This window comes from Psychrosphaera sp. 1_MG-2023, from assembly GCF_030548245.1.
Taxonomy (GTDB): domain Bacteria; phylum Pseudomonadota; class Gammaproteobacteria; order Enterobacterales; family Alteromonadaceae; genus Psychrosphaera; species Psychrosphaera algicola.
This window is the reverse complement of record NZ_JAUORW010000010.1, coordinates 101404-126704: the sequence shown is the minus strand read 5'-3', so window position 1 is coordinate 126704 and position 25301 is coordinate 101404. Positions and strand designations below refer to the sequence as shown.

Here is a 25301-nt window from a genome sequence, read left to right as displayed (position 1 = left end):
AATATACAGAATAGATTATGTTGTTCTAACGCAAAAAGTAATCAATTGAGGTTTAACTAAAAAGAGTATCGAGCTTTGTCGGCCCGATACTCTTGTTGAAGGGGTAAATAAAATTAGATACGGCCTAAAGCCGCTAGGCCTACTGTCAGTTGATAAAATATTGACGTGGCTTTTTCCCATAGGGTTAACTGGTCTGTATAGCCCGCATCGAGGGGCACGACAATAGTATCGCCTGCGCGGATTTTTAATGTTCGGCCAAACCAAGAGTCGTCGGGGACATCGACGAGGCCATTTGCTCGGATGATGTAAATCCGGTCTTCGTCTGCTTGTTGACGTAACCCACCACTAGAATTGAGGTAATCTTCCAATTGCCAATTTTCGTCGTGTAAATGCGTAGTTGCGACTTGAACTTCACCGATGATATTTACTTCATCACGATACGTAGGCACATGCAGCTGGTCACCATTTTCTAACTTTAGCGGCGATGCTTCTGCAGCGATAATCTTTTCTAAATCGATAACAAGACGACCAACGCCTTCTACTGTTGTTAGCTTATCAACGAGTAATTGTACTTCGCTGATATTTACATTGCTATAAGAAGAAGATATCGATTTAAACGCCAATTCTTTACTTAAATTACGAGCCATGTTTTTGGCTTGTTGCTGCTCAAGAATTTTTAGTGACTGGCGAGTAAAAAATGCCGCCTCTGGCGCGGCAAACTGCGTTAGGCCACCTGCTCTTGCTACAACTTCAGATAAGGTTTCACCTTCTTTTATGGTGTATGTACCAGGGAACATCACTTCCCCTGTTAGTGTAACTTTTAACTCTTCTTGCCAATTAGCTTGCTGGAAAAAGTTAACAACATCTCGCGGCTCTAGTTTAATCGAACGCCAATCATCGTTGACTAAATTAAACGACAAATGGTTCGTGTCTTTGCCACGTTCTGTTGTTTGTACGATTCGTGAAATTTCGCCTTTTTCAAAATTTGCAGACTCTGTTAATCCACCAGCTGCAGCGACCATTTGCTCAAGCCCCGCACCTTTTGATAACGGGTATACACCTGGGAAGCGGACTTGTCCGGTGATCTCGACCACAGGCACTAATTCTCCGCCCTGTTGGCTATCTGTTATCAATTGAATAATTGGTCTAATGAGTTGTCTGCGGCTATACCTTTTGGTTTCAACAAGGGCTTTTTGTTTTGAAAACAGATCACCATGTTGAAGTTCAAACAAATAGTTGCCGTCGGTTTCAATTCTAAAGTGCGTATTTTTGGAATTATTAAGTTTGTCGTCCAGCTTTACATCGTTGAGTTTGCCAACTTCTCTATCGACTAGGTCAAAGGTATTGTGTTCAAACTGACTAAAAAATACCACTAAGTCGTTTGCACTAAGTTTGACATCATCACCGCTAAAAACGCCACTTGGGGAAAATTGCTGAACTTGATATTGATTAAATGCGCCATGAGTTACGACAAGCGCATAAGTGAGATCGGTCGTTGGCAAAATATCGTCATGGCTATTGATTAGTTGACTCAGTTTCATGCCTTGTTGCCAAGTATACATCCCAGGTCTAGCGACTGCCCCTGCTACATTAACAACATCACTAAACTGCTGAGATACAGGCATTACCGTAACCACATCACCGTTTTTTAGTGACAAATTATTTGAATCTGACTCAGTTAAATCTAGAGCGCTAACTTGACGTTGGTAATTGTTGTCAAACGAAGCCAATACCACATTTTTAGGGTAAGCATTCATTGTTAAACCACCGGCATATTGTACTAAGTCTTTTACCGAATCGTCTGATGTAACTTCGTAAATGGCAGGACGACGAACTTCCCCAGTTACTGAAACTTGGCGTTTCACACTATCGACAAAGATCACATCCCCCTGTTGTAGACGGTTGTCTTGGGATACGTCCCCTTGTGTGAAGACCTTATATAGGTCGAGACGAGCAATGTTTTTTCCGCCACGTTTTAAATAGATATTTCGAAGTGAACCAACCAGAGTCGGCCCGCCACTGATAAACAACGCATTAGTAACTGTCGAAAGGCTAGATAAGTGATAAGCCCCTGGCTTCTTTACGTCGCCAACTACATAAACTTGAATACCGCGAAGATCAACAATTGCGACTGAAGACTTAAACCCAATAGTTTTTTCATCAACAACATTTGCAATATGAGCTTTGAGTTCGAGAAAAGTTAGACCTGAAACATTCATAGGTTCAAGCTCTGGTATATAGATTTGCCCTTCATTATTAATCGTCACTGTATAGCTCACGCTATTTTTACCATAAAGCGTGACATCTAATGTATCGCCAGGCCCTAATATATAGTCTGCTGGGACGGGAATTGTGCCACCAGGGATAAATGCTGCTTGTAATTGGTCAAACATATCATAGCCAAATGGCTTTAACGTTTTGTCCTTAACACTCACCTTTTCAACAGAGTTTTGAGTTGCTACGTTATTAACATATTGCATTTCAGGTCTTATTGCCGGCTCGGTTACCGAAGAAGAGTTTGAAACTGCGCCACTTATTTGCGAGATATCTATACCAAACTGTTTTGCTAACGCTTCTTGTTGTTGTTTTGGCAAACGCTTAAATTGTTCAATTTGTGCTTGAGAAGGTGTAGTTGAAATTTGTCCGTACGTTTCAGTTGAGGTAAAAGACGCAAAAACAATGATCAGGTAGAAAGTCAAATATCCTATAAACTTACCCATTGAAAACAATTCCTAATTATAAAAAGTGTAAATATTTAAAAACACCGAATTTGACTTCAGTTAAATGCAGGGGCGCATTTTACCTAAAATAAGAGCGATGTAAATCAACTCCTTTGTGTTCAATTGTAATTCTTTGTAATCAAAACGAAACAAACCAACAACTGCTCCATTTTCGAACAAATAGCACCATTATTGGGAGTTTTAGAAACAAAAAAAGCCCAGTTTAGTTAACTGAGCTTTATATTTAAAAATCATTCTAGCCGTTTATGCGCTTTAAAATATCGGCTTATTTGTCGGTGTTCACAGTAATAAATCTGATATTACAGCGTACTGTTTATATATAAGCCTACGCAGAAACTAACGTTAATTAAACTAGGCGATCAATTGTTATATCTGTTAATCGCCTAATAAAATTAATCATTGAGATTATTTATTGTGGTCTTCTTTCATACCTTCATGAGTACCAACAACAGATAACTCTTCTTCAAGACGACCTTCTTGGTCTTGAGGGTGGCTATCTTCTGCTCCATGCATCCAATCGACAAGTTTGTCGCTCATTAACCATAAGCAGATACCGGCAGCAAATGCCATTACCGCAACGCCACCAAATGTAGACATTGGACCGGCGTCGCCAACAAGCTTACCGATTTCAGCAGCAACTTTATTGCCTAAGCCTGAGAATAGGAACCAAACACCCATCAACAATGACGTGTATTTCAGCGGTGCTAATTTAGAAACCATTGAAAGACCGATTGGAGATAAACATAATTCACCCATAGTATGGAATACATAAGCCATTACTAACCAAATAACATGTGCTTTGATATTTTGGTCATCGCCAATTTGAATCGCAGCACCGACCATAGAAACAAAACCTAAGCCCAAAAAGAACATACCTAATGCAAATTTTCTTGGTGAGTTAGGCTCCGCATCTCCCATTCGTAACCACATTGCCGCGAATAATGGCGCCATGATAATGATGAATAAAGGGTTAACAGACTGTAACCAAGATGCTGGCATTTCCCAACCAAAGAAAACTAAGTCAGTTTTATACTTAGCAAATAAGTTCATTGACCCTGCAGCTTGTTCAAAACCAGCCCAGAATACGATAGTGAACAAAGACATAATCAAGATAACTTTAACGCGATCACGTTCAACTGGTGTTAACGGTTTGTTTGACGCTTCTGTATCACCTTTGTTTTGCTTCGCAGAAGGTTCAACACCGATGTCACCTAAGTACTTTTTAGATAATGCAAGTTGAAGGATCACACCCAATAACATACCAAAACCGGCAACAAGGAAACCATATTGGTAGTCTACTTTTTCACCGATAGTACCAACTACCATGTATCCCAAGATTGAACCTAAGTTGATACCCATATAGAAAATAGTAAATGCCGCATCACGACGTTTGTCACCTTCTTCGTATAAGTCACCAACCATAGTAGAAATATTAGGTTTGAAGAAACCATTACCGATGATCATCAAGCCAAGACCGAGCCAGAAAAACATCGTTTCCATGCCAGCGATCAAGTCATGAGGCGTACCTAGAGCAAATTGCCCGAACATCATCAGTAAACCACCAATAATGATAGATTTACGCTGACCCCAGACGTTATCAGCCATCCAGCCACCAAGTACCGGTGTTACATAAACTAACATTGCATACGTGCCTAAAATGCTCAATGCATTTGATTGCAACGCCTTGTCATAGTCTTCTTGTGCAGAAACAGAATTTGGATCGATACCAAAATAGGCCATGTCCCAGCCCATTGCGACAGCAGTTGCCATCGTAGTTAGGTAAAGAACAAAAATACCACGCATACCGTAGTAGCTCATTCGTTCCCACATTTCCGTACCAAATAACAGGAATAGACCTTTAGGATGGCCTAACATTTCACCTGTAGCGACAGATTTATTCATAACGTGCCCTTTATTTTTTTATATTATTATTTTAATAATTCGGTTACGCATTAACAAAACTACATAGCGCATGTAGCGTAATACCGAATTTAAACCTCTGCGTTTATACAATCATCATAGAAAACATGCAATAGGCATAGGATTAATCAACATATGTGCGGGTTCGGTTTTTGTAATTTTATGTGCACCATTGTAAATCATTAGTCAGCATCGGCGATATTGGGAACCTCTAACAAAGTGCAGAGGAATGTCTTAGTTTGCTTTTAATTGGCTCAAAATTTCAGAACAGAAAACGTCATCCCAATCAAACAGAACAAACCATCATCCGAACCAAACAGAAAAGACCGTCATCCTAAAAGAGCCTAAGCGATATTTGGGATCTCCAACCGAGTGCAGAGGAATGTCATAGTTTGCCCTGCGGGCAGCTCTTTCGACTGCGTCGACCATACTGGCGCGGGGCTTGTGCCTTGCAGGCGACTTTTCGCCTAAAGGCGAGTTACTTTTCTCAACAGCTAGAAAAGTAACCAAAAGAGCCGCTTTCGGCCAAATCCCTAATCCTTATTTAAGATTTATATTATCGTCGAAGACAGAATGTAATTTCGTCCATGAAAACATTCCTTGCAACGGCGTCCCTGCCGTTCACTTCGAGATATAAATCTCAACTAAGGGGGATTTATACGAAGGAAAAAGTCACCTGATATTTAGGTGCAAGGAGTAGTTGTTTTAGAGAAAAACGTCATCCGAACCAAACAGAAAAGACCGTCATCCCTAGCTTGTAACATGAGTCGAGCCTAAGCGATATTCAGGATCTCCAACCGAGTGCAGAGGAAGTTCATAGTTCGCCTTGCAGGCTGCGCCTTTCTTTGCCTTGCAGGCAGCTATTTCGACTGCGTCGACCATACTGGCGCGGGGCTTGTGCCTTGCAGGCGGCTTTTCGCCTAAAGGCGAGTTACTTTTCTCAACAGCTAGAAAAGTAACCAAAAGAGCCGCTTTCGGCTAAATCCCTAATCCTTATTTAAGATTTATATTATCGTCGAAGACGGAATGTAATTTCGTCCATGAAAACATTCCTTGCAACGGCGTCCCTGCCGTTCACTTCGAGATATAAATCTCAACTAAGGGGGATTTAGACGAAGGAAAAAGTCACCTGAACTTTAGGTGCAAGGAGTTGTTGTTTCAGAGAAAAACGTCATCCGAACCAAACAAAAAAGAGCGTCATCCTAAAAGAGCCACGGCGATATTCAGGATCTCCAACCGAGTGCAGAGGAAGTTCATAGTTCGCCTTGCAGGCTGCGCCTTTCTTTGCCCTGCGGGCAGCTATTTCGACTGCGTCGACCATACTTTTTGCAACAGCCCCAAAAGTAGGCAAAAAGACCGCTTTCGGCTAAATCCCTAATCCTTATTTAAGATTTATATTATCGTCGAAGACGGAATGTAATTTCGTCCATGGTTCGTCTGACGTACATCCATGTACTGACGAATTCCCTTCTTCCTTGAAATGAAAACATTCCTTGCAACGGCGTCCCTGCCGTTCACTTCGAGATATAAATCTCAACTAAGGGGGATTTAGACGAAGTTATATGTAGCCTGAACTTTAGGTGTAACAACACCTTGTTTTAAAGAGAAACCACCTTCAGAACAAAACAGAAAACGTCATCCCTAGCTTGTAAAATTAGTCGAGCCACGGCGATATTCAGGATCTCCAACCAAGTGCAGAGGAAGTTCATAGTTCGTTTTTAATTGGCTCAAAATTTCAGAACAGAAAACGTCATCCCAAAAGAGCCTAAGCGATATTAGGGATCTCCAACCGAGTGCAGAGTAAGTTCATAGTTCGCCTTGCAGGCAGTTCTTTCGACTGCGTCGACCTTACTGGCGCGGGGCTTTTGCCTAAAGGCGAGTTACTTTTCTCAACAGCTAGAAAAGTAACCAAAAGAGCCGCTTTCGGCTAAATCCCTAATCCTTATTTAAGATTTATATTATCGTCGGAGTCGGGATGAAAGTATGTCCATATACAACCATCCCTTGCAACGGCGTCCCTGCCGTTCACTTCGAGATATAAATCTCAACTAAGGGGGATTTATACGAAGGAAAAAGTCGCCTGAACTTTAGGTGCAAGGAGTTGTTGTTTCAGAGAAAAACGTCATTCCAACTACCAGAAAAACTGTCATCCTAAAAGAGCCTAAGCGATATTCAGGATCTCCAACCGAGTGCTGAGGAAGTTCATAGTTCGCCTTGCAGGCTGCGCCTTTCTTTGCCCTGCGGGCAGCTATTTCGACTGCGTCGACCATACTGGCGCGGGGCTTGTGCTTTGCAGGCGACTTTTCGCCTAAAGGCGAGTTACTTTTCTCAACAGCTAGAAAAGTAACCAAAAGAGCCGCTTTCGGCCAAATCCCTAATCCTTATTTAAGATTTATATTATCGTCGAAGACGGAATGTAATTTCGTCCATGAAAACATTCCTTGCAACGGCGTCCCTGCCGTTCACTTCGAGATATAAATCTCAACTAAGGGGGATTTATACGAAGGAAAAAGTCACCTGATATTTAGGTGCAAGGAGTTGTTGTTTCAGAGAAAAACGTCATTCTAACTACCAGAAAAGACCGTCATCCCTAGCTTGTAACATGAGTCGAGCCACGGCGATTTTGGAATGACGATCCTTTCTAATAAAACGTCATTCCCAAAACCTGCGGGGTCACCCATTCGTTCCTGAACCAGGTGCTTTAGTTGTTTAGTGTTGCAGTAAGTGGGATTCTTGCTGTTTTAACTTGTTTAGACCTGAATAGTCAAAGTCTTCATTTTTATTATTTAAATCTTCTACTTTGTAGCTTTCAACAGAAAGGCCGGTGGCGTAAACATTGCCATTGATTAAATAGGCTTTGTCTTTGTAACTCGCGGCGATAATACCGTCACGGTGGTCTGGTAATTGAAATAGGTTGAAGCCATTGCTGTAATCTGTTGTTGGATTTTGGCAGTTTGCTATATTTTGTAAAATGGTCGGGACCACGTCAATATGGCCCGTTAAACTCGTGACTTTTTTGGGCTTGTCATTAGCGTTTGACTTAGCTGGTTTCACTAACATAGGTACAGCTAATTGCACTTTTGTAAAGTTGTTGCCATGCCCCCAGTATCCGAGCTTATTGTCGTTAAACTCCTCGCCGTGATCAGACGTTACTATGGTAAATGTATCATCCGCTTGCCCAGTTTCTTCAACCGCTTGCCAAATGTCGCCGAACATTGAGTCGATAAAATGCACCGAGTTTTTATATCGATTAAACAATGGGACTGGGTCCATATCCTTATTGAATAAAAATTTCTCTGGGTTTTTCTCAATCGGAACAAATTTTTCAAGCTCTTTCGGATATTGGTAGTTATGGTGAGATGAACTTAGGAACACAAATTTAAACCACGGCTTTTTGCTTTCATTTGCCCCTGAGCGTAAATCCCTCAACAACTTAGTCACGGCTCCTTGGTCATTTTGCAATAAATTACCATCCAGCGGATTAACGTAATTTTTATTTTCAATATCACCAAAAAACATTGGCTTAAGGGAAAAACGATCCAAGTTTGACGAGGTATAAACGCCGATATCATAACCTAGACTCTCGAGGGTTTTGGTTAATAATGTTTGGTGTTTAAATGGTTCCGCTGTCATAAAATCACGATAGGTTGGATGCAATCCATACATCATAGAAAACAGACCATTTACCGTAACATTGCCACCACTAAAGTGGTTGGTGTATTCAATAGCAGACTCACCAAACTTAGCAATATTCGGCGTGACATCCATATTCATAACATCCTGGCGCCAACTTTCTGCAACAAACAATAATATGTTGGGCAACGATTGTTCTACATTTGGTTTACACTCTAATGCCTGCAAAGGGTAATTTAGCAAACTATCATTTCCATTTGCTTTACCACCACTGGTCAGAATATTGCCAACTTGACCCGTTCCCGTTTCAGCTACTTCCGGAAAGGTGTCCGGGAAGTTTTTTTTCAGCTTAGTCATTAAACTATTGGACGTCAGAGGCGCGTAATACGGAAAATACGGTGTGTACTTTGTAATATTAACCTGTCGGTACTCATAGCCGACAACATGAACCACTTGCCCAAGAAGAAACACGACAAAGACGGCAAAGTTAATTCGATAAAGCTTTAAGGCTGGAAACTTATGGCATTTACGGTAAATGACAATATTTACTAATGCCACTAATGACGCGACAAAAAGAGCCAACAGCACTAAGCCAAAAGATATCCCTATGCCTTTAAAATCGTGAAGCAACATATTGATGAACATCATGTCTACGTGAAAGCGGTAAACCCCAAATAGAAAGAAATCGCCAATCAATACAATATCAAACAGGATCTTTGGGATTAGGATGCAAACGGCCAGTCGTTTGATCCAAAACAGCGGTAGTATTAACGATGTGACTACTAAAAATAATAGATAGTAATAAAGCGGAATAATCAGTGAATACGCAGTACCCAATATACTTTGCTCGCCATTTACATTGATTAAAAATGTTAATAACAGTAACCACGAAAACAAAAAGCTGTACGCCAGAAAACGAAACATTTGTTCTGAATTTTGTTTTACTGAAAATGCATTTTTTAACGTTGTGAGATACGTCATATTCATTACTAATACCTTTGGAACACTTAAAAGGACCATTTAACTTGATGGTAAATGCGATAAATTAAGCCCAAACTCAATAGGAGCCTTTTGCACTTTTATCAATTACTGGAAACGCCATGGATTTGTATCATATACATTTCCGACTAACGTTTTACCAACTAATGGTAACGCCCATGCCTAAGCCGTCATAAAATGCATAAGGATGAAATTGATACCAGCTCCCAATATCATTTTTATTTACACTATTGACCGACTCCCATGCCATATACCAACCGAGTAGCACTTGAGATAAATAGTGGGCGTCATCATGTATTCGAGACCAGCCTGACAAGGTTGATGCAAAATAAGCAACATTTCTTTGCCACGGCGCTAATCCCTCGGTTTGCGCTAAAGTGATAAATGGCACTGCGCCCACAAATGAATGACCACTGACCCCATTACTGTCGTTAAACGGTCGCCATTTAGCATCTTGGTATTCATCAGACGGTCTTGAGCCCCCTGTTAATAATTGCACCGCATACATTGCTGGACCACCGACTAAATAGGCTCGCATTGTGCGTTCGCCCCACGCTCCGGTTTTACTCGACGCATCTGCGATCTGCATCGATGCGGCAACAAGGGTAAGCGGAACCAAGATGTTTTTTTCGCCAAATAATTTTGCCACTTTGGCAACATCTTTTGATGTGCCAGATACCACATTATCGCGATGCCACTGTTGAAATTCCGTATCAATATTTGTATGCGCAATAACAGCACCAACACCGTAAAACTTAGCCGCTCGCCATAGGCGTTCTGAGGTATAAAACGACTGATAGTCTGATTTTATCGTTTGCCACGCGGCGTCGGGTGTAAATTTAAAGTCCTTGGCCTGAGCCTGACCTGTTAAACATAATAAAAATAAACAGGCACTAAAATACGCTCGCATATGAGAAAAGCTCCAATAATAAAAAGGTGGTGTTATCTAATGACTATCGATTAATAAAATCAATAATATGTACAAGCCAAACTAGACTTGCAATGGTGAGTGCTAGTGTAACTGCAGCACTCCCTAAGTCTTTTGCTCTGCCCGACAATTCGTGCCGTTCAAAACCAATACGGTCAACAGTTGCTTCTATAGCTGAATTTAATAACTCAACGATAAGCACAAATAACATCGCGATGAGCAACATCGCAAAACCAAACAAGGTGTCTGAAATGAAAAAAGCGACAGGTGTTAAGAATAAAACAAGGATCAGTTCTTGGCGAAACGCTGCTTCATGTTTAAAGGCTGCTTTAAAGCCCAAAATTGAGCAATGAGTCGCTTTTAAAATACGAGATAAGCCTGAGCCATTTGGTTTATTTGGGATTGTATCTGCTGAACCATTATTTTCTTCCGGTGACGAACCGGCATTATCTTGCGACATGTTTTACCTAACTTTAAGTTATTATTATTTTCATTTTGGTGACTAAGTTGACCACTTATATCGGCATCCCGCATTGTAAATTTTTTCTACTGTAATTGAAATGGTTCAATCGTGGCCGGTCAACTGGTTGCTTAAAATATCATATTTTAACAAGCCGGGGATATGACTTTGCAGTCGTGTTTCGGTTTTATCTAACGATTCAAAGCGCTGACAAAAGGCATTTGCTTTTACGGCAATCCGATCAGCATTAATTTTAAGCGATTTATCAACGTCTTCACTTAACATTTTAACCCGCTCGCCAATATCAATATTGGTGCCTTCTATTCCATCGTCGTTTTCTCGCAAAGCCTCTCCCATTGCACCTAACATAATTTGCAGTGAGTCAGTAACAATTTGATTTACTTGGTTTCCCAATTCATCTTCGAAAAAATCGTCTAACTTATTAAGGGCCTGAGGCGCGATATAAAAGTTGTCACCGCTGCGGGCAAACTTTTCTAATATGCCGTTTTTCAGTTTACTAAAGTGTTCTTCAATACCTCTTGCTGAGTCGCTGCCAGCTAAGCTTTTAACAACTTTATCGAACGCGTCGAAGCCAAGCTCCATACTTTCCATCGCGATCATAACTATTTCAGGAAGCTCTTTTCTTAACCCTAAGCTAAATTCTCGAACCATGTATTTTTCTTGGTCCGTTAAAACAATAAGATCGCCGTTGATAAACAGCTGTGAATCGTTATTAATTTGTACAAAAGTACGACCACGTTGCATAACACGTATGTGATCAGGAGAAATGAGTAATCCCATTTTTAGTTGAATTGGGCACCCACCAGCATGGGCTGCTTTTGCGTTGCCAACGAGTAAAAAAACTGCAGTAAAGATAACCCAAAATGGTCGTAAATATGTCAACGGATACGCCTAACTAAAAATTTGTCGTCATATTATAGTCTGGCGCGACTATGAACAAGTTTCCATGTTATTCAGCGTATCGTACCATTCGTACATAGAAATCAGAAAATTTGTCGGAGCTGTCGATGCGGCCGTTATCAAAAGCGATTGACCACGCCTCCATTGACAAGTCGGCAGATGTATTAGGGGTTGACGTCCAAAATCCGCCAACCGGCGACGCTGGGAACATAGATATATTAATCGACGGCGATACACATTTATGTTCAACAATCGACGCTAACTCTTTGAGATTGGGTAAACGCCAATCTGTATTGTTATTTACTCTAAAGGTCGCTGCTTGTTGTAATGCTTGTTGCCAGGTCAGACGTAACGGCTCGCCAACACATGTTTGCGAAGTGGTATTCCATGTTTGCCCAACAACACACTTTGCCCATATCAAGCCCGTAAGGGAATCGTTCAAATAAGTATCTGTTGTACCTATGTCAAATCTATCAGACGGCGTTGTTTCAGTTTTGCCATCACAGCTTTGTTCGGCGTAAACGCTATTTGATAGCAAAGCTAAATTAGCCAAAGCAAACGTAACTAAACGGGTAATTTTAATGCTTTTCATTATGGTGTTCTCACTAACATAATATACGCAGACTTTGACGGCAGGATAACAGAGTCATCGCCCGTCGACAGATCCAAAACCCACTGGAACCCGCCACCACCTTCGGCCCCTTCATCAGATGTCCAATAAAACTTATGACCCAAGGTAGTGCGATTTGGGTGATAACGGAATAACTCTGAGTCGAGCAGAAAGTCTTGATCGGTGTCGTTGTAATTGATGATCGACAACAATTCCATATAAGTAGGCACTCGCCAGTTTGCCCCACCACAAAATGTTGCCGTATTTACGCTATTCACATAGGTATCGACGCCACATGAAACGCTACTTGAACAAGAAGACGAACCAACGGCGGTGTCATCATAAGAATAGTAATTCTCTGCGCCTCTTAAGGTAGAGAACTGCGGTACAGCAATCTGTGCTTTCACCTCCCATATTAGGCCAGTGAAATTGTCTCGAACGCAGCTAAATACTTCATTGTCGTTTTCTATCTCATCGCCATTCACATCAAACTTAGTAAAGTCGAATGACTGTGAACCGGTGCCACTTTTGTCTAGAACTTGATAGACCGAATCTCGGCCATGTTCGGCATCCTGAGAAGGAAACTCATCAGCCCCACAATCAATCTGGCCGGTATTGTCATAACACTCTGTTACACCCGTGTCGTGCAATAATCCTAAATTAAGTGGGCCAACCGTGATTGAAACAGAATCACTGCCGTTGTTGTTTAATGTATCAGTGACGGTGAGTTTAAATATAAGTACCTCTTCTGAATCGACATCTGGCGCGATAAAGTTGGCATTACAGGTAGCCGAGTCATTAATCGTGACATCCGTACCACTTGTTTGTGTCCAAAGACAACTATAGTCGGAGTTTGTCGCGACACTATTGGTGCCGTCAAGCAGGACTAAGGTAAATTCATCTACTTCTCGGTCATCCCCAGCATTAGCTGCGATAGAAACGCCAGCGGCAGATATTTGTACGTCGTAAATATTACTTTGAGCGGCTTCAAAATTATCAATTACTGTAAGCTGAAGCTTGTAGTTTGTGAGTGTTGCTACCAATGGGGCTTCGAAAGAAACGGCAACATCATTTTTTTCAGTGGTAAAACTTAAAGGCGCGTTACTGTCGACTTGTCGCCATTGATATTCCCTAATTTCACCGTCTATATCATAACTGTCTTCGCCGGTTAATGTGACGATATCATAAGTGTTATATGGCGGAAGTTCGGTATTACTGGCTTTTATAATCGCAACAGGTGCACTGTTTTTATTGGTGACAAAAACATTAACTGAGTCTTTAACTTGCTGGCCATCAATTGATGTATAGGTGATCTCAAAGGTTAATGTAGAGTCGACATTAACGGTAGGTGTAATAAGCTCCATCGTCGCGGCGGGTTCTTCTGGGAATTCTTCAATAGCTGGGCCTTGGGTTTGAACCCAACTAATAACGCCGCCGGCGGGATATACTTCAGCATTTAATGTGAATGCCACACCTTCAATCACGGTAATATCTTGCCCAGCATTTACGCTGGCAATAGTTGCCGGAGACACGCCATTTTTTTGCTGGTCGCTACAAGCGGCAAACAATAATAATAGTGTCAGATTTAATATCAGTCTTAACCAATTCATAAATAGAGTTTAATCGCCCTAGCCTCGTAGTGCATTTATATTAACCACAGACATAGTATTCAATATTCAAATTGCCATTCTAATGACAACGCACAGTTGTGTTCGTCAATTATTGAATACCACAGTGCTTTAACAACTGTCATTATATTTACACTAAAGAAAGCAAAGTTAGTGCCAGCTAAGTTATGTTGCTATTGCAAGCACAAAAAAACCGAAATCGCCTGCACGTTTTCGGTTTTTTTCACACCAATGTCAGTAATTCAACTTGGCATTTAAGCAATGATAAAACGAATTATTCAGCCGCGGCTTCAGAATCGTCTTTATATTTTGCAGCGGTTTCAGCAACCAATGGTTGAAGTTCACCTTTTTGAAACATTTCCATAATAATATCGCAGCCACCAACTAATTCACCGTCGACCCATAATTGTGGGAACGTTGGCCATTCAGCATAGGCAGGTAGTTCAGAGCGAATATCTGGGTTTTGTAAAATATCTACGTAAGCAAACGGTTCGCCACATTGCATTAACGCTTGTGTTGCTTGCGAAGAAAAACCACATGATGGTAATTTTGGACTACCCTTCATGTAGATTAAAATTGGATTTTCGGCGATTTGTTGTTTGATTTTATCAATGGTTTCCATTGTTAACCTCTGGTGTCATGTGCCAATGCAGGCATTCAAGTAAAATTCAGTCGTTTTATAATCTGGTTGTTTTATAAAAATTAATGAAAAAGCGATAACATAGTTTAAAATGGATGCTTGAATCTCAATATTCAACCCTTATTTAACTGTTATATAAAAATTAACATAAGGTTATAAAACTTATACTTGAGTAAATTAGTCAAGTTTTATAATCTTAACAGCAAACATAAACAAAGCCAACGGAGAGACCAACATGGCGTTCGAATTACCAGCTCTACCTTATGCAAAAGATGCATTAGAACCACACATCTCAGCTGAGACATTAGACTTTCACCACGGTAAACACCACAACACATATGTTGTTAAATTAAACGGTCTTATCGGCGGAACTGAATTTGAAGGTAAATCATTAGAAGAAATCGTAAAGAGTTCTGACGGTGGCGTATTCAACAATGCAGCTCAGATCTGGAACCACACGTTTTATTGGAATTCATTAAGCCCGAATGGTGGTGGTGTTGCAACAGGTGCAGTTGCAGACGCGATCAACGCAAAATGGGGTTCTTTTGAGGCATTCCAAGCAGCGCTTAACGACAAAGCAGTTAACAACTTCGGTTCTAGCTGGACTTGGTTAGTTAAATTAGCTGACGGTTCACTAGACATCGTAAATACATCAAACGCGGGTACACCAATCACTGAAGAAGGTGTTACACCAATTCTTACAGTGGACCTTTGGGAACACGCTTATTACATTGATTACCGCAATGTTCGTCCAGATTACCTAAAAGGTTTCTGGGCATTAGTTAACTGGGAATTTGCAAACCAAAACTTTGCATAATTTCAATTAAGCTAAAATTGATTAAGCCGTGATTAGAAATAATCGCGGTTTTTTTTGGTCTTCTATTTATTCATTGGCGCTTTCCCCTTATCATTCACTCCAAATCCAATAAGATTTAAAAATTTAATGAAAGATATTCTTCTCGCCTCAGGCAACAAAGGCAAAGTTAACGAATTAAAAGAAATGTTAGCGCCATTTGGCCTTAACGTAGTTCCACAAAGCCAATTTAACGTTGAAGAAGTGCCAGAAACTGGTACCACGTTTGTTGAAAACGCAATTATCAAAGCCCGTCATGCAGCACAGGTAACCGGTTTACCCTGTATTGCAGATGACTCAGGTTTAGAAGTCGCTGCTTTAAACGGTGCTCCGGGTATTTATTCAGCGCGCTTTGCCGGTGACAATGCAACAGATGGCACCAATATAGATAAATTACTCGGCATGTTGAGCGACGTTGACACTTCTCAGCGCCAGGCTCGATTTGTTTGTGTTTTAGTTTATATGCGTCATGCTGACGACCCAACCCCAATTATTTGTCAGGGTCATTGGGACGGTGTTATCCAGACGCAACGCAGCGGTGACAATGGATTTGGTTACGATCCTGTTTTTTATCAACCACATTTAGATAAGACAGCAGCGCAATTAACTCCAGACGAGAAGCATGGTCTAAGCCATCGCGGCCAGGCACTACGTCAATTAGTGGCACAACTAGAGCAACAACGCAAAAGTGGTATATAACTAATGCGAAAGCATCATTAAATGCGTCTAAGCTCACAAAAAACAAATAAAGAGTCGTCAATTTGAATACCTTGCAGTTACCGCCGTTGAGTTTATATATCCACATTCCATGGTGTGTGCAAAAGTGTCCTTATTGTGATTTTAATTCCCATGCGCTTAAGTCTGGGATCCCTGAGCAGGAATATGTATCGCATTTGATTGACGATCTCACGGTTGACTTAAAGTGGGTACAAGGTCGGCAACTCCATTCTATATTTATTGGTGGTGGAACCCCGAGTTTGTTATCTGAAACCGCCATTGCTCGGTTATTAGCTGAAGTTCAAAACCGCATTGAATTTGCACCAGATATTGAGATAACACTCGAAGCAAACCCAGGGACGCTGGAATACAATAAATTTAGCGGTTTTTCTGATGCCGGTGTGAATCGTATCTCCATTGGCGTGCAAAGTTTTCAGGCCGACAAACTAGAAGCATTAGGGCGAATACACTCCCCTGATGAAGCGGAAAAAGCAGCCCGTTTTGCAACGTCGACTGTACCAACATTTAATCTCGATTTAATGCATGGGTTGCCAGACCAAACGTTAGATGACGCCCTTGGTGATCTAGCAAACGCAATTGACCTTTCGCCTACACATTTATCTTGGTATCAATTAACGATTGAACCAAATACGTTATTTTATTTTAGGCCGCCAACTTTACCTGAAGACGACATTCTATGGACGATACAAGAAGAAGGTCAGAAACTTATCGCCGACGCCGGTTATCGTCAATATGAAATTTCGGCCTACGCCAAGCCCGGGTTTGAGTGCAAACACAACTTAAATTACTGGCGATTTGGTGACTATCTTGGGATTGGTTGCGGAGCACATGGTAAAATAACCAACCTGCAAAATGGCAACATCGTCCGCACTGAGAAAGTGAAGCACCCAAAAGGATATATGGATTTAACTCAGCCCTATTTGAAAAAACAATGGACGGTGCCAGAAGACGACTTGCCATTTGAGTACTTTATGAACAAGCTCAGATTGTTTGAACCATTTGATTTAGCCGACTTCAGCCAGTTTACCGGTCTTGACGCCAGCAGTATCGATGTACCTCTCCAACAAGCCATTGCCAAAGGGTTGATTAGCGCTGATCGTCCCAATATTTTTAGCATAACGCCTCATGGTCATTTATTTTACAATGACCTTTTAGATCTATTTTTAGCCTAATCTAACTTTGACTTTATGCGCCCTCCCCCTATCTACCTTTGGTTTTATGCTATTCACCGTAAATTTCTTTTGACTTACGCTTAGTAACTCGCCATTTACCAACTTTTTGTTACACTCATAACGTACTTTATCCGATACATTATTTTGGCAGCGATTTGGGTTAAAACCGACGTAACGCCACTGGAATAAATAACTAATAAATTCGGGTGCCCTATCACCCTATACTTATAATAAAAAAGGGAACATTGATGAAATTAAAATACACAGCACTAGCGGTTACATTGACGCTTGGCCTGACAGCCTGCGAAATGATGCCAAATCTTTCATTAGATCAAAAAACGGCTGTTGAAGTTAGCACACAAGCTGAATCTGAGAAAGCCAACAAAATATTTGAAGAGATATTTACTGAAGGCGTAATGCGCTCTCCTATTTATCAAACTTATATGGCCATTAAAAAAGATTACGGTAAATGGGATGACATCTCTGAAGCTAACGAGTTAAAAGAACTAGAGTTCACTAAACAAGATTTGAAAAAAGTTAGAACCATTGACGTTAAAAAGCTTGATGCTCAAACTGCACTTAGCTATAAACTGATTGTTCAGCAACTAAAAGACCAAATTGCCGATTTCAAATGGCGTAACCATAACTACCCAGTTAATCAAATGTTTGGTTTGCACTCTATGGTTCCTTCGTTGTTAATCAACCAACACCAAATTTCATCTGTATCAGATGCAGAGGCTTATATAAGCCGTATTCACGGTGTGAAGACATTGTTCTCTGAATTGGAGAAAGGCCTAAACAAACGAGCTGACTTAGGTATTATCGCACCTAAATTTGTTTACCCTTATGTCATTTCTGACAGTAAAAACCTATTGAAAGGCGCACCTTTTGATAATGGCGAAGACAGCACAGTATTAGCTGACTTCAGCCGCAAAGTAGCTGCACTTGAAATTGAGCAAACAGAAAAGGACAAACTTCTTGCTGACGCTAAATTTGCATTAACTAACTCATTTAAGCCTGCATACGAAAGCTTAATCGTTAATCTTGAAAAACTGGAAGCCCGAGCTGACAATATTGACGGTGTTTGGAAATTTCCAAACGGCAAAAAGTTTTATAACAATGCCCTTAAAAATACGACAACGACCACTAAAACTGCAAATGAGATCCACAACATTGGTTTAAGTGAAGTAGAGAGAATTCATAACGAAATGCGCGGCATCATGAAGCAAGTAAACTTCAAAGGTGACTTGCAGGCATTTTTCGAATTTATGCGTACCGACAAACAGTTTTATTACCCTGAAACCGAAGCAGGTAAAAAGCGTTACTTAGATGAAGCGGTTGCTTTAATCGACAACATGAAGTCACGTTTAGACGAGTTGTTTATCGTTAAACCAAAAGCAGACATGATTGTAAAAGCAGTTGAGTCTTTCCGTGAAAAATCAGCAGGTAAAGCTTTTTACCAACAACCGGCTCCAGATGGCTCACGTCCTGGCACCTATTACGCGAACTTGTACCGTATGAGTGACATGCCAACTTATCAAATGGAAGCATTGGCTTACCATGAAGGTATTCCTGGCCACCATATGCAAATTGCCATTGCTCAAGAATTAGAAGGAATTCCTAAATTCCGTAAATTTGGTGGATACACAGCGTATGTTGAAGGTTGGGGTTTATACTCTGAAATGATCCCTAAAGAGATTGGTCTTTACGAAGATCCGTATTCTGATTTTGGTCGTCTTGCTATGGAATTATGGCGTGCTTGTCGTTTAGTCGTCGATACAGGCATCCATGCTAAAAAATGGACCCGTGAAGAAGGTATTGCGTATTACGTAAACAACACGCCAAATCCTAAACCAGATGCAGTTAAAATGGTTGAACGTCATATTGTTATGGCATCTCAGGCAACGGCATACAAAATTGGTATGTTAAAAATTGTTGAATTACGTGAAGCGGCGAAGTCAAAACTAGGGAGCAAGTTTAGCCTTCCTGAGTTCCACGACGTTGTCCTTAAAAATGGTGCGGTACCATTAAATGTTCTAGAAGACCTAGTTAACCAGTGGGTTAAATCTAAAGCTTAAATAGCCTTGTTTGATATAAGCACGTTTGATAATGCCGCGTTGGTTTAGCGCGGCATACTTAAAACAGCTTACTAAACGACTTAACCAAGCTAGATAACAAAACGTAAGAAACAAAAAAGGTGGCCTAGGCCACCTTTTTTAATCTTGTTATTTCATCAATTGAATAAATGAATTTAGCCTAATTTATCAGACGCTACATGATAACGAGGATCTTCATTGATATTCATTTCAACAAACTTCTGCGCTTTTTCAAGTAAATCACGACATTCAGGACTGATATGACGAATATGCAATTTTTTGCCAGCGGCAACGTATTTATCAGCTAAACCATCAATTGCATCTAAACCAGAACTGTCCCAAATACGAGAATTTTTGAATTCGATTACCACGTCGTTCGGATCGTTTTCAACATCAAACAACTCGCGGAAATGCCCCACCGAACCAAAAAACAATGGTCCTTCTAAGTCATATACTTTCCAACCTTCGCTATCTACAGAGGTTCTGACAAATAAATGAGTTGCATGTTTCCAGGCAAAAACTAACGCAGAAACAATAACACCAACAACAACCGCAATGGCAAGGTCGGCAATTACCGTAACGCCAGTCACGAGCAATAACACAAACGCGTCTTCTTTATTTGCGCCACGTAGAATTTTGAATGATGCCCATTCAAAGGTTCCTAAGACCACCATGAACATCACGCCAACTAATGCAGCAAGTGGGATCAATTCAATCCAAGGCGCTAAGAACAAGATAAACGCTAACAAAACCAGTGCCGCTGTGATCCCAGATAAACGACCACGACCACCAGAGTTAATATTGATCATTGATTGACCAATCATCGCACAACCACCCATGCCGCCGAAAAATCCGTTTACCGAATTTGCAACGCCTTGACCGATACATTCTTTATTGCCACGACCACGAGTATCCGTTAATTCATCGATAAGTGTCAGTGTTAATAACGATTCGATTAGACCAACAAGTGACAAAATAATTGCAGTAGGTAGCACGATATATAGAGTTTCAAGTGTAAACGGCACCATTGGGATAGCAAAACTAGGAAGTTCACCAGCCAGTGTAACGGTGGCTTTTTCAGCTTCAGGCACCATATCACGAACAAAATCGATAACCGTTCGTGCGTCAACATCTAAGCCATGGACAATGCCAGTAACCGTTAAGATAGCGACTAATGAAGCCGGAATAGCGGTAGTTAGCTTAGGTAAAAAATGAATAATCCCCATCGTTAGGGCAACAAGGCCTAACATGATGTACATTTGATTACCTTGCATCCATTGTTGAATACCTGTGGCATCAACAATTTTGAACTGCCCCATTTGCGCTAGAAATATAACAATCGCAAGGCCATTTACAAAACCCAACATAACAGGATAAGGCACAAGTCGAATAAACTTCCCTAACCTAAATACCCCAGCCAATATCTGTAATATCCCCGCTAGAATAACCGCGGCAAACAGGTATTGAACGCCATATTGCGCAACTAACGCAACCATAACAACAGCCATCGCACCGGTTGCACCAGAAATCATGCCTGGGCGGCCACCGATTGCCGATGTAATTAAGCCCATCATAAATGCGGCATATAAACCGACCATAGGATCCACACCTGCTACAAACGCAAACGCCACTGCTTCTGGCACGAGCGCTAACGCAACGGTGATCCCCGACAGGACATCATTTTTTACATTAGAATCACTTTTTGTGATCAGATTAAACATGACAACTCCAAATTGCACATTTTGGGCAGGAAATTACCCTAATATTGAAAGCGCGGTAGTCTACCAGAACTGCATAAATGCTTCATTAACAATGTAACTTTTGGACTTATAATTTTTATTTTAGGCACAAAAAAAGCCAATCTAAGATTGGCTTTTAAATAACACTGATGACTAAAATTAACGCAATTGCAGGATAGCCTGAGTGATTGTTGAGTTAACTTCCAGTGCACGTGAGTTTGCTTGATAATTCCGCTGTGCGGTAATTAGGTCAACCAATTCAGTAGTTAGGTTGGTATTGGATTGCTCCAATGTACCTGAACGAATTTGCCCGAATGTCCCAGAGTCGGCTTCACCTGCAAGCGGTTGGCCAGAGGTTTGGCTTTCCGTCCACGACGTATTACCTATTTGAGTCAACCCCTGTTCGTTGGCAAATCTCGCTAACATTATTTTTGTTACTGGAACTGAATCACCATTTGAATATTTAGATTCAATAAGGCCGTCTGTACCAATAGTTACGCCGGTTAATCGACCAACAGTCTTACCGTCTTGGCTTAAACCAGACACTTCAAATGGCGATGAGAACTGTGATAAACCAGACATATTAATATTAAACGTTTGGTCGGCATCGGCACCATTGGTAATTGCATTCGCCCCATCAAATGGTGCGACTGGCGCTGGAACAATTGCCGTAGCACTTGTCGTTAAACCTAAACGTTCAGATTTAGGGTTTGGAAACGTTTCTTCAACCGCAGCACCAGCACTGTCAAACTGCAATAACATGCCTCGTTGACCTGAACGCGATTCAAAACCAACACCGGTTACACCAAGTGCGGTATCTTGCTCAAGATCAACAGGTAACGTATTGCCGTCTTCATCTGTCACTGTTGCATACATAATCCAAGTATTAGAATTGTTTTGTTGTGCTGCAGGTACAGCCGCTAATCCACCAACAAAACCGTCAGATGCAGAGGTCGCATCTAGTGTCGCGTTCGCGTCTAAAATAGCTGGGGTATTTGCCTTAACATAATAAACAGACGCTATGCGGCTGTTACCAAGTGAATCATAAATAACCGTAGACGTTGATGATGTATAACTAGAAGTGTCTGATGCGTCAAACGCTGTTGGGTCAAGTGCAGTTTCGTTGCTGTCTAAGTTAAATGTCATATCAATAGCAGAGGTTTGCTGAGGCGCACCTGCTGTATCAGGAATTTGTACAGGTCGTGTTGTACTCAAACTAACCGATTTAACAGAACCGTCGTCATTGACAGGGAAGCCCTGCAAATAATTGCCGTTTGAGTTAACAATGTAATTATCTGCATCGAGTTTGAACGCTCCAGAACGCGAATACGTTATGTCGCGACTCAATAAGTCATTGGTTAATGCAAAAAAACCACCACCAGATACAGCCATATCTAGGGAGTTTGAAGTAAACAATAGGCTACCTTGAGTAAACTGTTGTGCTACGTCATTGATTAACACACCTTCGCCGTTTGCAGTTCGCGAGTTTGAGAAGATGGAGGAAGAAAAGACGTCGGCAAATTCTGCTCGAGACTCTTTAAATCCATAAGTGTTTACGTTCGCAATGTTGTTCGCGGTTACATCTAGGTCTTTTTGAGCTGCTTTTAAGCCACTCAATGCAATATTAAAAGACATAGGATTCTCCTATTGTTACTTTCTGAACTGCGATATGCAGCTCTTAAAAGAAAATGTATCGTTTAAATTAGTTAACTAGTCGCCTACTGCCAAAATGTCTGACAATCTGATTGCGCCTAATCCTTGTATATTCAATTCAAGTCCCGTGCCATTTTGTCCTAAAGTGACCGAACTTACGTTGCCATAGCTTAAAACAGAGAAGCTTTCTGATTCAGTCGCCCCATTTGGCAAACCTGTAACTTTGACTTCGTATGGTCCAGGAGGCCATGGATTGCCGTCCAGATCTTTACCATCCCATTCAAAGTCCATTAAACCAGATTGTTGACTACCATAAGGAATGATAACGGAACCACCCGTAGAGCTAGTAATTTCTACCAATACGTTCTGAGTTGAACTGCCTAAAGGCACCTGTCCTTTAAAGCCTGTGCCATCTGAATAGGCCATCGGACTATTCAACAACACGTTTCGGCCAACTAAAGAAGACGCTTCTAGTGCTTGGTTCGATGTCATCGATGCTGTCAAAGAATCCATTTTGTCACCTAGACCAGTGATCCCATCAGCCATTGTGAATTGCGTCATCTGAGAAATCATGTCTTCATTAGATGTTGGATTTAGCGGGTCCTGCATTGATAGCTGTGTGGTAAGCAAGGTATAGAAGTCTTCTTGACCCATCTGGCCATTCACTTCGTTAGTTACAATGCTTTCTTCCTGCCAACGTAAATCTTCTGTTAACGAATTTGATATAGTGTTATCTATCATGGTGTATTACCTTAACGTTGACCCATTTGTAATGTTTTACTCAACATTTGCTTTGCTGCATCAGCAACTTGCACATTTGTCTCATAAGAGCGTGATGCTGAGATCATGTTTGCCATTTCTTCAACAACGTTGACATTAGGTTTGTAAATATAACCATCGCTATCTGCCATTGGATGACTTGGGTTATGTTCAATGTTTAGCGGAGCGTCACTTTCAACAATGCCGAGCACATTAACGCCTGGAGACTGTGTTTGAGCACCAAGTGCTTTATCCATTTCTGCGGCAAAAACTGGATGCCTTGCGCGGTAAGTTTCACCGACACTACTCGACACCGTATTGGCGTTAGCAATATTACTTGCTGTTGTGTTCAATCGTACTGATTGAGCGCTCATACCAGTGCCTGAGACACCAAATACATTATATAAACTCATTGTTATTGCCCTCCACTAAGGGCTGACTTCAACCCTTTAATTTTGCCATTTAAGAATTGCAAACTTGCTTGGTACTCGATGGAATTTTGCATAAACAAATTACGTTCAACCTGAACGTCGACACTGTTGCCGTCGCCGGTATCAGGTTGGTTTGGGATGCGGAATTTTTCATGCGAATTAGCGTTGATAGACAAGTCAAAATGTTTGTCATGTGTTTTCGACATAGTATGACTTTGCTTCTTTTGTGCATTTTGCAATGCGTCCGCAAAATCAACATCTTTTGCTTTATAGCCTGGCGTATCGGCGTTAGCGATATTGCTAGACAATATCTCTGCACGCTCTGACCTCGCTAACAAAGCATATTGATGTATACCAAATGCTTTATCTAAACTAATAGCCATATTCGCTCCCAATCGTCACTTTGTATTCTTAAATCTGTGTTGAAAAGAAATGCAAAATAAAGGCCAAGAAAAAATGACACTTAATAATTAGGGAGGGAAAAACAATTAAAACGTTGAAAATTAAGGATTAATTAAAAGTAAATGAAGACTAGCCTTATAAAAGGCTAGCTTTTTTTGCGGTAAACGATACCTGGGTTACAACGAACCATTTCAAATTTGTCGCTTAATCCGGACATGGATTCAGAAGCGCCAAGAACCAAATAACCGTTAGGATTCAATTGCGCTGCAAACTTATTGATAATTTGAGACTTAATCTCTGGGGAAAAATAAATAAGCACATTGCGGCAAAAGATGACATCAAACTTACCTAACAACTGGTAACTGTCGAGTAAATTTAAATGTCTAAAATTAACGAGGCGGCGAATATCAGCCCTGACCTGCATCATGCCATTGCCGCTGTCTGCAAAATATTTACTGCGGCGTTCTTGAGACAAACCACGAGACAGCGCCAAGTTGTCATATTCCGCATTTTTACAGATATCTAACATCGTATTAGAAATATCCGTTCCTAGAACCGAAAACATACTTTTGCTCGAAACCGACGGCGATGTACGATATTCATCAATAGTCATACCAATGGAATATGGTTCTTGACCTGACGAACTGGCCGCAGACCAAATTTTGATCGGACGCCCTTTATCAAGCTCTGGCAATAAATTATTTTTTAACAGTTCATAAGGATAGGTATCACGAAACCATAAGGTTTCGTTTGTTGTCATCGCATCAACAACCGCAGCTCGTAATTGACGTTCTGTCGGTTTTAGCGTTTTGCTGACAAGCTCCGCCAAGGTGCCAATTTGGAACCTTGTCATGAGGGGCGAAAGGCGACTCTTCACCAAATACAATTTGCTATCGCCTAGTACAATGCCACATTGTTGCTCTAGAAACTGACAAAATACGCGGTAGTCTGAATCACCTAGAGTATTACTATTCAAAA

At 41.0% G+C, this 25301-nt stretch carries 19 protein-coding genes; 4 read left to right on the top strand and 15 right to left on the bottom strand.

The annotated features are described in order from the left end of the window. Positions 1 to 113: 113 nt before the first annotated feature. The 9 genes from Q4575_RS11220 to Q4575_RS11180 form a co-directional block, all read right to left on the bottom strand. Complete coding sequence (locus Q4575_RS11220; protein WP_303523014.1) at positions 114 to 2720, bottom strand: SLBB domain-containing protein; 2607 nt, start codon at positions 2718 to 2720, stop codon at positions 114 to 116. Between the two features lie 426 nt (positions 2721 to 3146). Further along, positions 3147 to 4643 carry a peptide MFS transporter gene (locus tag Q4575_RS11215; protein ID WP_215963174.1) on the bottom strand — a complete coding sequence of 499 codons (1497 nt, stop codon included), beginning with the start codon at positions 4641 to 4643 and terminating at the stop codon, positions 3147 to 3149. Between the two features lie 2727 nt (positions 4644 to 7370). Further along, complete coding sequence (locus tag Q4575_RS11210; RefSeq protein ID WP_303523013.1) at positions 7371 to 9281, bottom strand: sulfatase-like hydrolase/transferase; 1911 nt, start codon at positions 9279 to 9281, stop codon at positions 7371 to 7373. A 148-nt stretch (positions 9282 to 9429) separates the two neighbouring features. Then, positions 9430 to 10203 (bottom strand): phosphatase PAP2 family protein, encoded by a 774-nt coding sequence (locus Q4575_RS11205; RefSeq protein ID WP_303523012.1) that lies wholly within the window; start codon positions 10201 to 10203, stop codon positions 9430 to 9432. Positions 10204 to 10246: 43 nt separating this feature from the next. Further along, positions 10247 to 10681, bottom strand: a complete 435-nt coding sequence (locus tag Q4575_RS11200) for a diacylglycerol kinase (RefSeq protein ID WP_303523011.1) — start codon at positions 10679 to 10681, stop codon at positions 10247 to 10249. Positions 10682 to 10786: 105 nt separating this feature from the next. Continuing rightward, positions 10787 to 11584: a DUF2884 family protein gene (locus tag Q4575_RS11195; protein ID WP_215964144.1), complete on the bottom strand. Its 798-nt coding sequence runs from the start codon at positions 11582 to 11584 to the stop codon at positions 10787 to 10789. 67 nt (positions 11585 to 11651) lie between these two features. Beyond that, a complete protein-coding gene (locus Q4575_RS11190; RefSeq protein WP_303523010.1) occupies positions 11652 to 12194 on the bottom strand; it encodes a DUF1566 domain-containing protein in 543 nt (180 codons plus the stop codon). After that, the gene (locus Q4575_RS11185; RefSeq protein ID WP_215964142.1) at positions 12194 to 13822 is read right to left on the bottom strand and encodes a DUF1566 domain-containing protein; all 1629 of its coding nucleotides are present in this window, start codon (positions 13820 to 13822) and stop codon (positions 12194 to 12196) included. Before Q4575_RS11185 ends, Q4575_RS11190 begins: the two co-directional genes overlap by 1 nt. Positions 13823 to 14114: 292 nt before the next feature. Next, positions 14115 to 14462: a Grx4 family monothiol glutaredoxin gene (locus Q4575_RS11180; RefSeq protein WP_215964141.1), complete on the bottom strand. Its 348-nt coding sequence runs from the start codon at positions 14460 to 14462 to the stop codon at positions 14115 to 14117. Positions 14463 to 14715: 253 nt separating this feature from the next. Between Q4575_RS11180 and Q4575_RS11175 the strand changes: the two genes are divergently transcribed. From Q4575_RS11175 to Q4575_RS11160, 4 genes are all read left to right on the top strand, one after another. Beyond that, positions 14716 to 15297: a Fe-Mn family superoxide dismutase gene (locus tag Q4575_RS11175; protein WP_215964140.1), complete on the top strand. Its 582-nt coding sequence runs from the start codon at positions 14716 to 14718 to the stop codon at positions 15295 to 15297. Positions 15298 to 15423: 126 nt separating this feature from the next. After that, entirely contained in the window at positions 15424 to 16032 is a 609-nt protein-coding gene (locus tag Q4575_RS11170) for an XTP/dITP diphosphatase (protein ID WP_215964139.1), read from the top strand. A gap of 71 nt (positions 16033 to 16103) precedes the next feature. Continuing rightward, positions 16104 to 17243, top strand: coding sequence for a radical SAM family heme chaperone HemW (gene hemW, locus Q4575_RS11165; RefSeq protein ID WP_303523030.1), 1140 nt, complete (start codon positions 16104 to 16106; stop codon positions 17241 to 17243). A 245-nt stretch (positions 17244 to 17488) separates the two neighbouring features. Beyond that, the gene (locus tag Q4575_RS11160) at positions 17489 to 19321 is read left to right on the top strand and encodes a DUF885 family protein (protein WP_303523009.1); all 1833 of its coding nucleotides are present in this window, start codon (positions 17489 to 17491) and stop codon (positions 19319 to 19321) included. 173 nt (positions 19322 to 19494) lie between these two features. Here the strand turns inward: Q4575_RS11160 and Q4575_RS11155 are convergent, their stop codons facing one another. From Q4575_RS11155 to Q4575_RS11130, 6 genes are all read right to left on the bottom strand, one after another. Further along, the gene (locus Q4575_RS11155) at positions 19495 to 21060 is read right to left on the bottom strand and encodes a SulP family inorganic anion transporter (protein ID WP_303523008.1); all 1566 of its coding nucleotides are present in this window, start codon (positions 21058 to 21060) and stop codon (positions 19495 to 19497) included. Positions 21061 to 21237: 177 nt separating this feature from the next. Further along, on the bottom strand, positions 21238 to 22713 hold the full coding sequence (gene flgE, locus Q4575_RS11150) for a flagellar hook protein FlgE (protein WP_215964136.1): 1476 nt from the start codon (positions 22711 to 22713) through the stop codon (positions 21238 to 21240). A gap of 75 nt (positions 22714 to 22788) precedes the next feature. Further along, positions 22789 to 23472 carry a flagellar hook assembly protein FlgD gene (locus Q4575_RS11145; RefSeq protein WP_215964135.1) on the bottom strand — a complete coding sequence of 228 codons (684 nt, stop codon included), beginning with the start codon at positions 23470 to 23472 and terminating at the stop codon, positions 22789 to 22791. A gap of 11 nt (positions 23473 to 23483) precedes the next feature. Further along, a complete protein-coding gene (gene flgC / locus Q4575_RS11140; RefSeq protein ID WP_215964134.1) occupies positions 23484 to 23903 on the bottom strand; it encodes a flagellar basal body rod protein FlgC in 420 nt (139 codons plus the stop codon). A gap of 2 nt (positions 23904 to 23905) precedes the next feature. Further along, the gene (gene flgB, locus Q4575_RS11135) at positions 23906 to 24304 is read right to left on the bottom strand and encodes a flagellar basal body rod protein FlgB (protein ID WP_215964133.1); all 399 of its coding nucleotides are present in this window, start codon (positions 24302 to 24304) and stop codon (positions 23906 to 23908) included. A 164-nt stretch (positions 24305 to 24468) separates the two neighbouring features. Then, entirely contained in the window at positions 24469 to 25299 is an 831-nt protein-coding gene (locus Q4575_RS11130) for a protein-glutamate O-methyltransferase CheR (protein ID WP_215964132.1), read from the bottom strand. Between the last annotated feature and the right edge of the window lie 2 nt (positions 25300 to 25301).

Excerpts from the sequence above, each read along its gene's own strand:
- Q4575_RS11220 (WP_303523014.1), bottom strand. The coding sequence starts at position 2,720 with ATGGGTAAGTTTATAGGATATTTGACTTTCTACCTGATCATTGTTTTT.
- Q4575_RS11215 (WP_215963174.1), bottom strand. The coding sequence starts at position 4,643 with ATGAATAAATCTGTCGCTACAGGTGAAATGTTAGGCCATCCTAAAGGT.
- Q4575_RS11210 (WP_303523013.1), bottom strand. The coding sequence starts at position 9,281 with ATGAATATGACGTATCTCACAACGTTAAAAAATGCATTTTCAGTAAAA.
- Q4575_RS11205 (WP_303523012.1), bottom strand. The coding sequence starts at position 10,203 with ATGCGAGCGTATTTTAGTGCCTGTTTATTTTTATTATGTTTAACAGGT.
- Q4575_RS11200 (WP_303523011.1), bottom strand. The coding sequence starts at position 10,681 with ATGTCGCAAGATAATGCCGGTTCGTCACCGGAAGAAAATAATGGTTCA.
- Q4575_RS11190 (WP_303523010.1), bottom strand. The coding sequence starts at position 12,194 with ATGAAAAGCATTAAAATTACCCGTTTAGTTACGTTTGCTTTGGCTAAT.
- Q4575_RS11185 (WP_215964142.1), bottom strand. The coding sequence starts at position 13,822 with ATGAATTGGTTAAGACTGATATTAAATCTGACACTATTATTATTGTTT.
- Q4575_RS11180 (WP_215964141.1), bottom strand. The coding sequence starts at position 14,462 with ATGGAAACCATTGATAAAATCAAACAACAAATCGCCGAAAATCCAATT.
- Q4575_RS11175 (WP_215964140.1), top strand. The coding sequence starts at position 14,716 with ATGGCGTTCGAATTACCAGCTCTACCTTATGCAAAAGATGCATTAGAA.
- Q4575_RS11170 (WP_215964139.1), top strand. The coding sequence starts at position 15,424 with ATGAAAGATATTCTTCTCGCCTCAGGCAACAAAGGCAAAGTTAACGAA.
- Q4575_RS11155 (WP_303523008.1), bottom strand. The coding sequence starts at position 21,060 with ATGTTTAATCTGATCACAAAAAGTGATTCTAATGTAAAAAATGATGTC.
- flgE (WP_215964136.1), bottom strand. The coding sequence starts at position 22,713 with ATGTCTTTTAATATTGCATTGAGTGGCTTAAAAGCAGCTCAAAAAGAC.
- Q4575_RS11145 (WP_215964135.1), bottom strand. The coding sequence starts at position 23,472 with ATGATAGATAACACTATATCAAATTCGTTAACAGAAGATTTACGTTGG.
- flgC (WP_215964134.1), bottom strand. The coding sequence starts at position 23,903 with ATGAGTTTATATAATGTATTTGGTGTCTCAGGCACTGGTATGAGCGCT.
- flgB (WP_215964133.1), bottom strand. The coding sequence starts at position 24,304 with ATGGCTATTAGTTTAGATAAAGCATTTGGTATACATCAATATGCTTTG.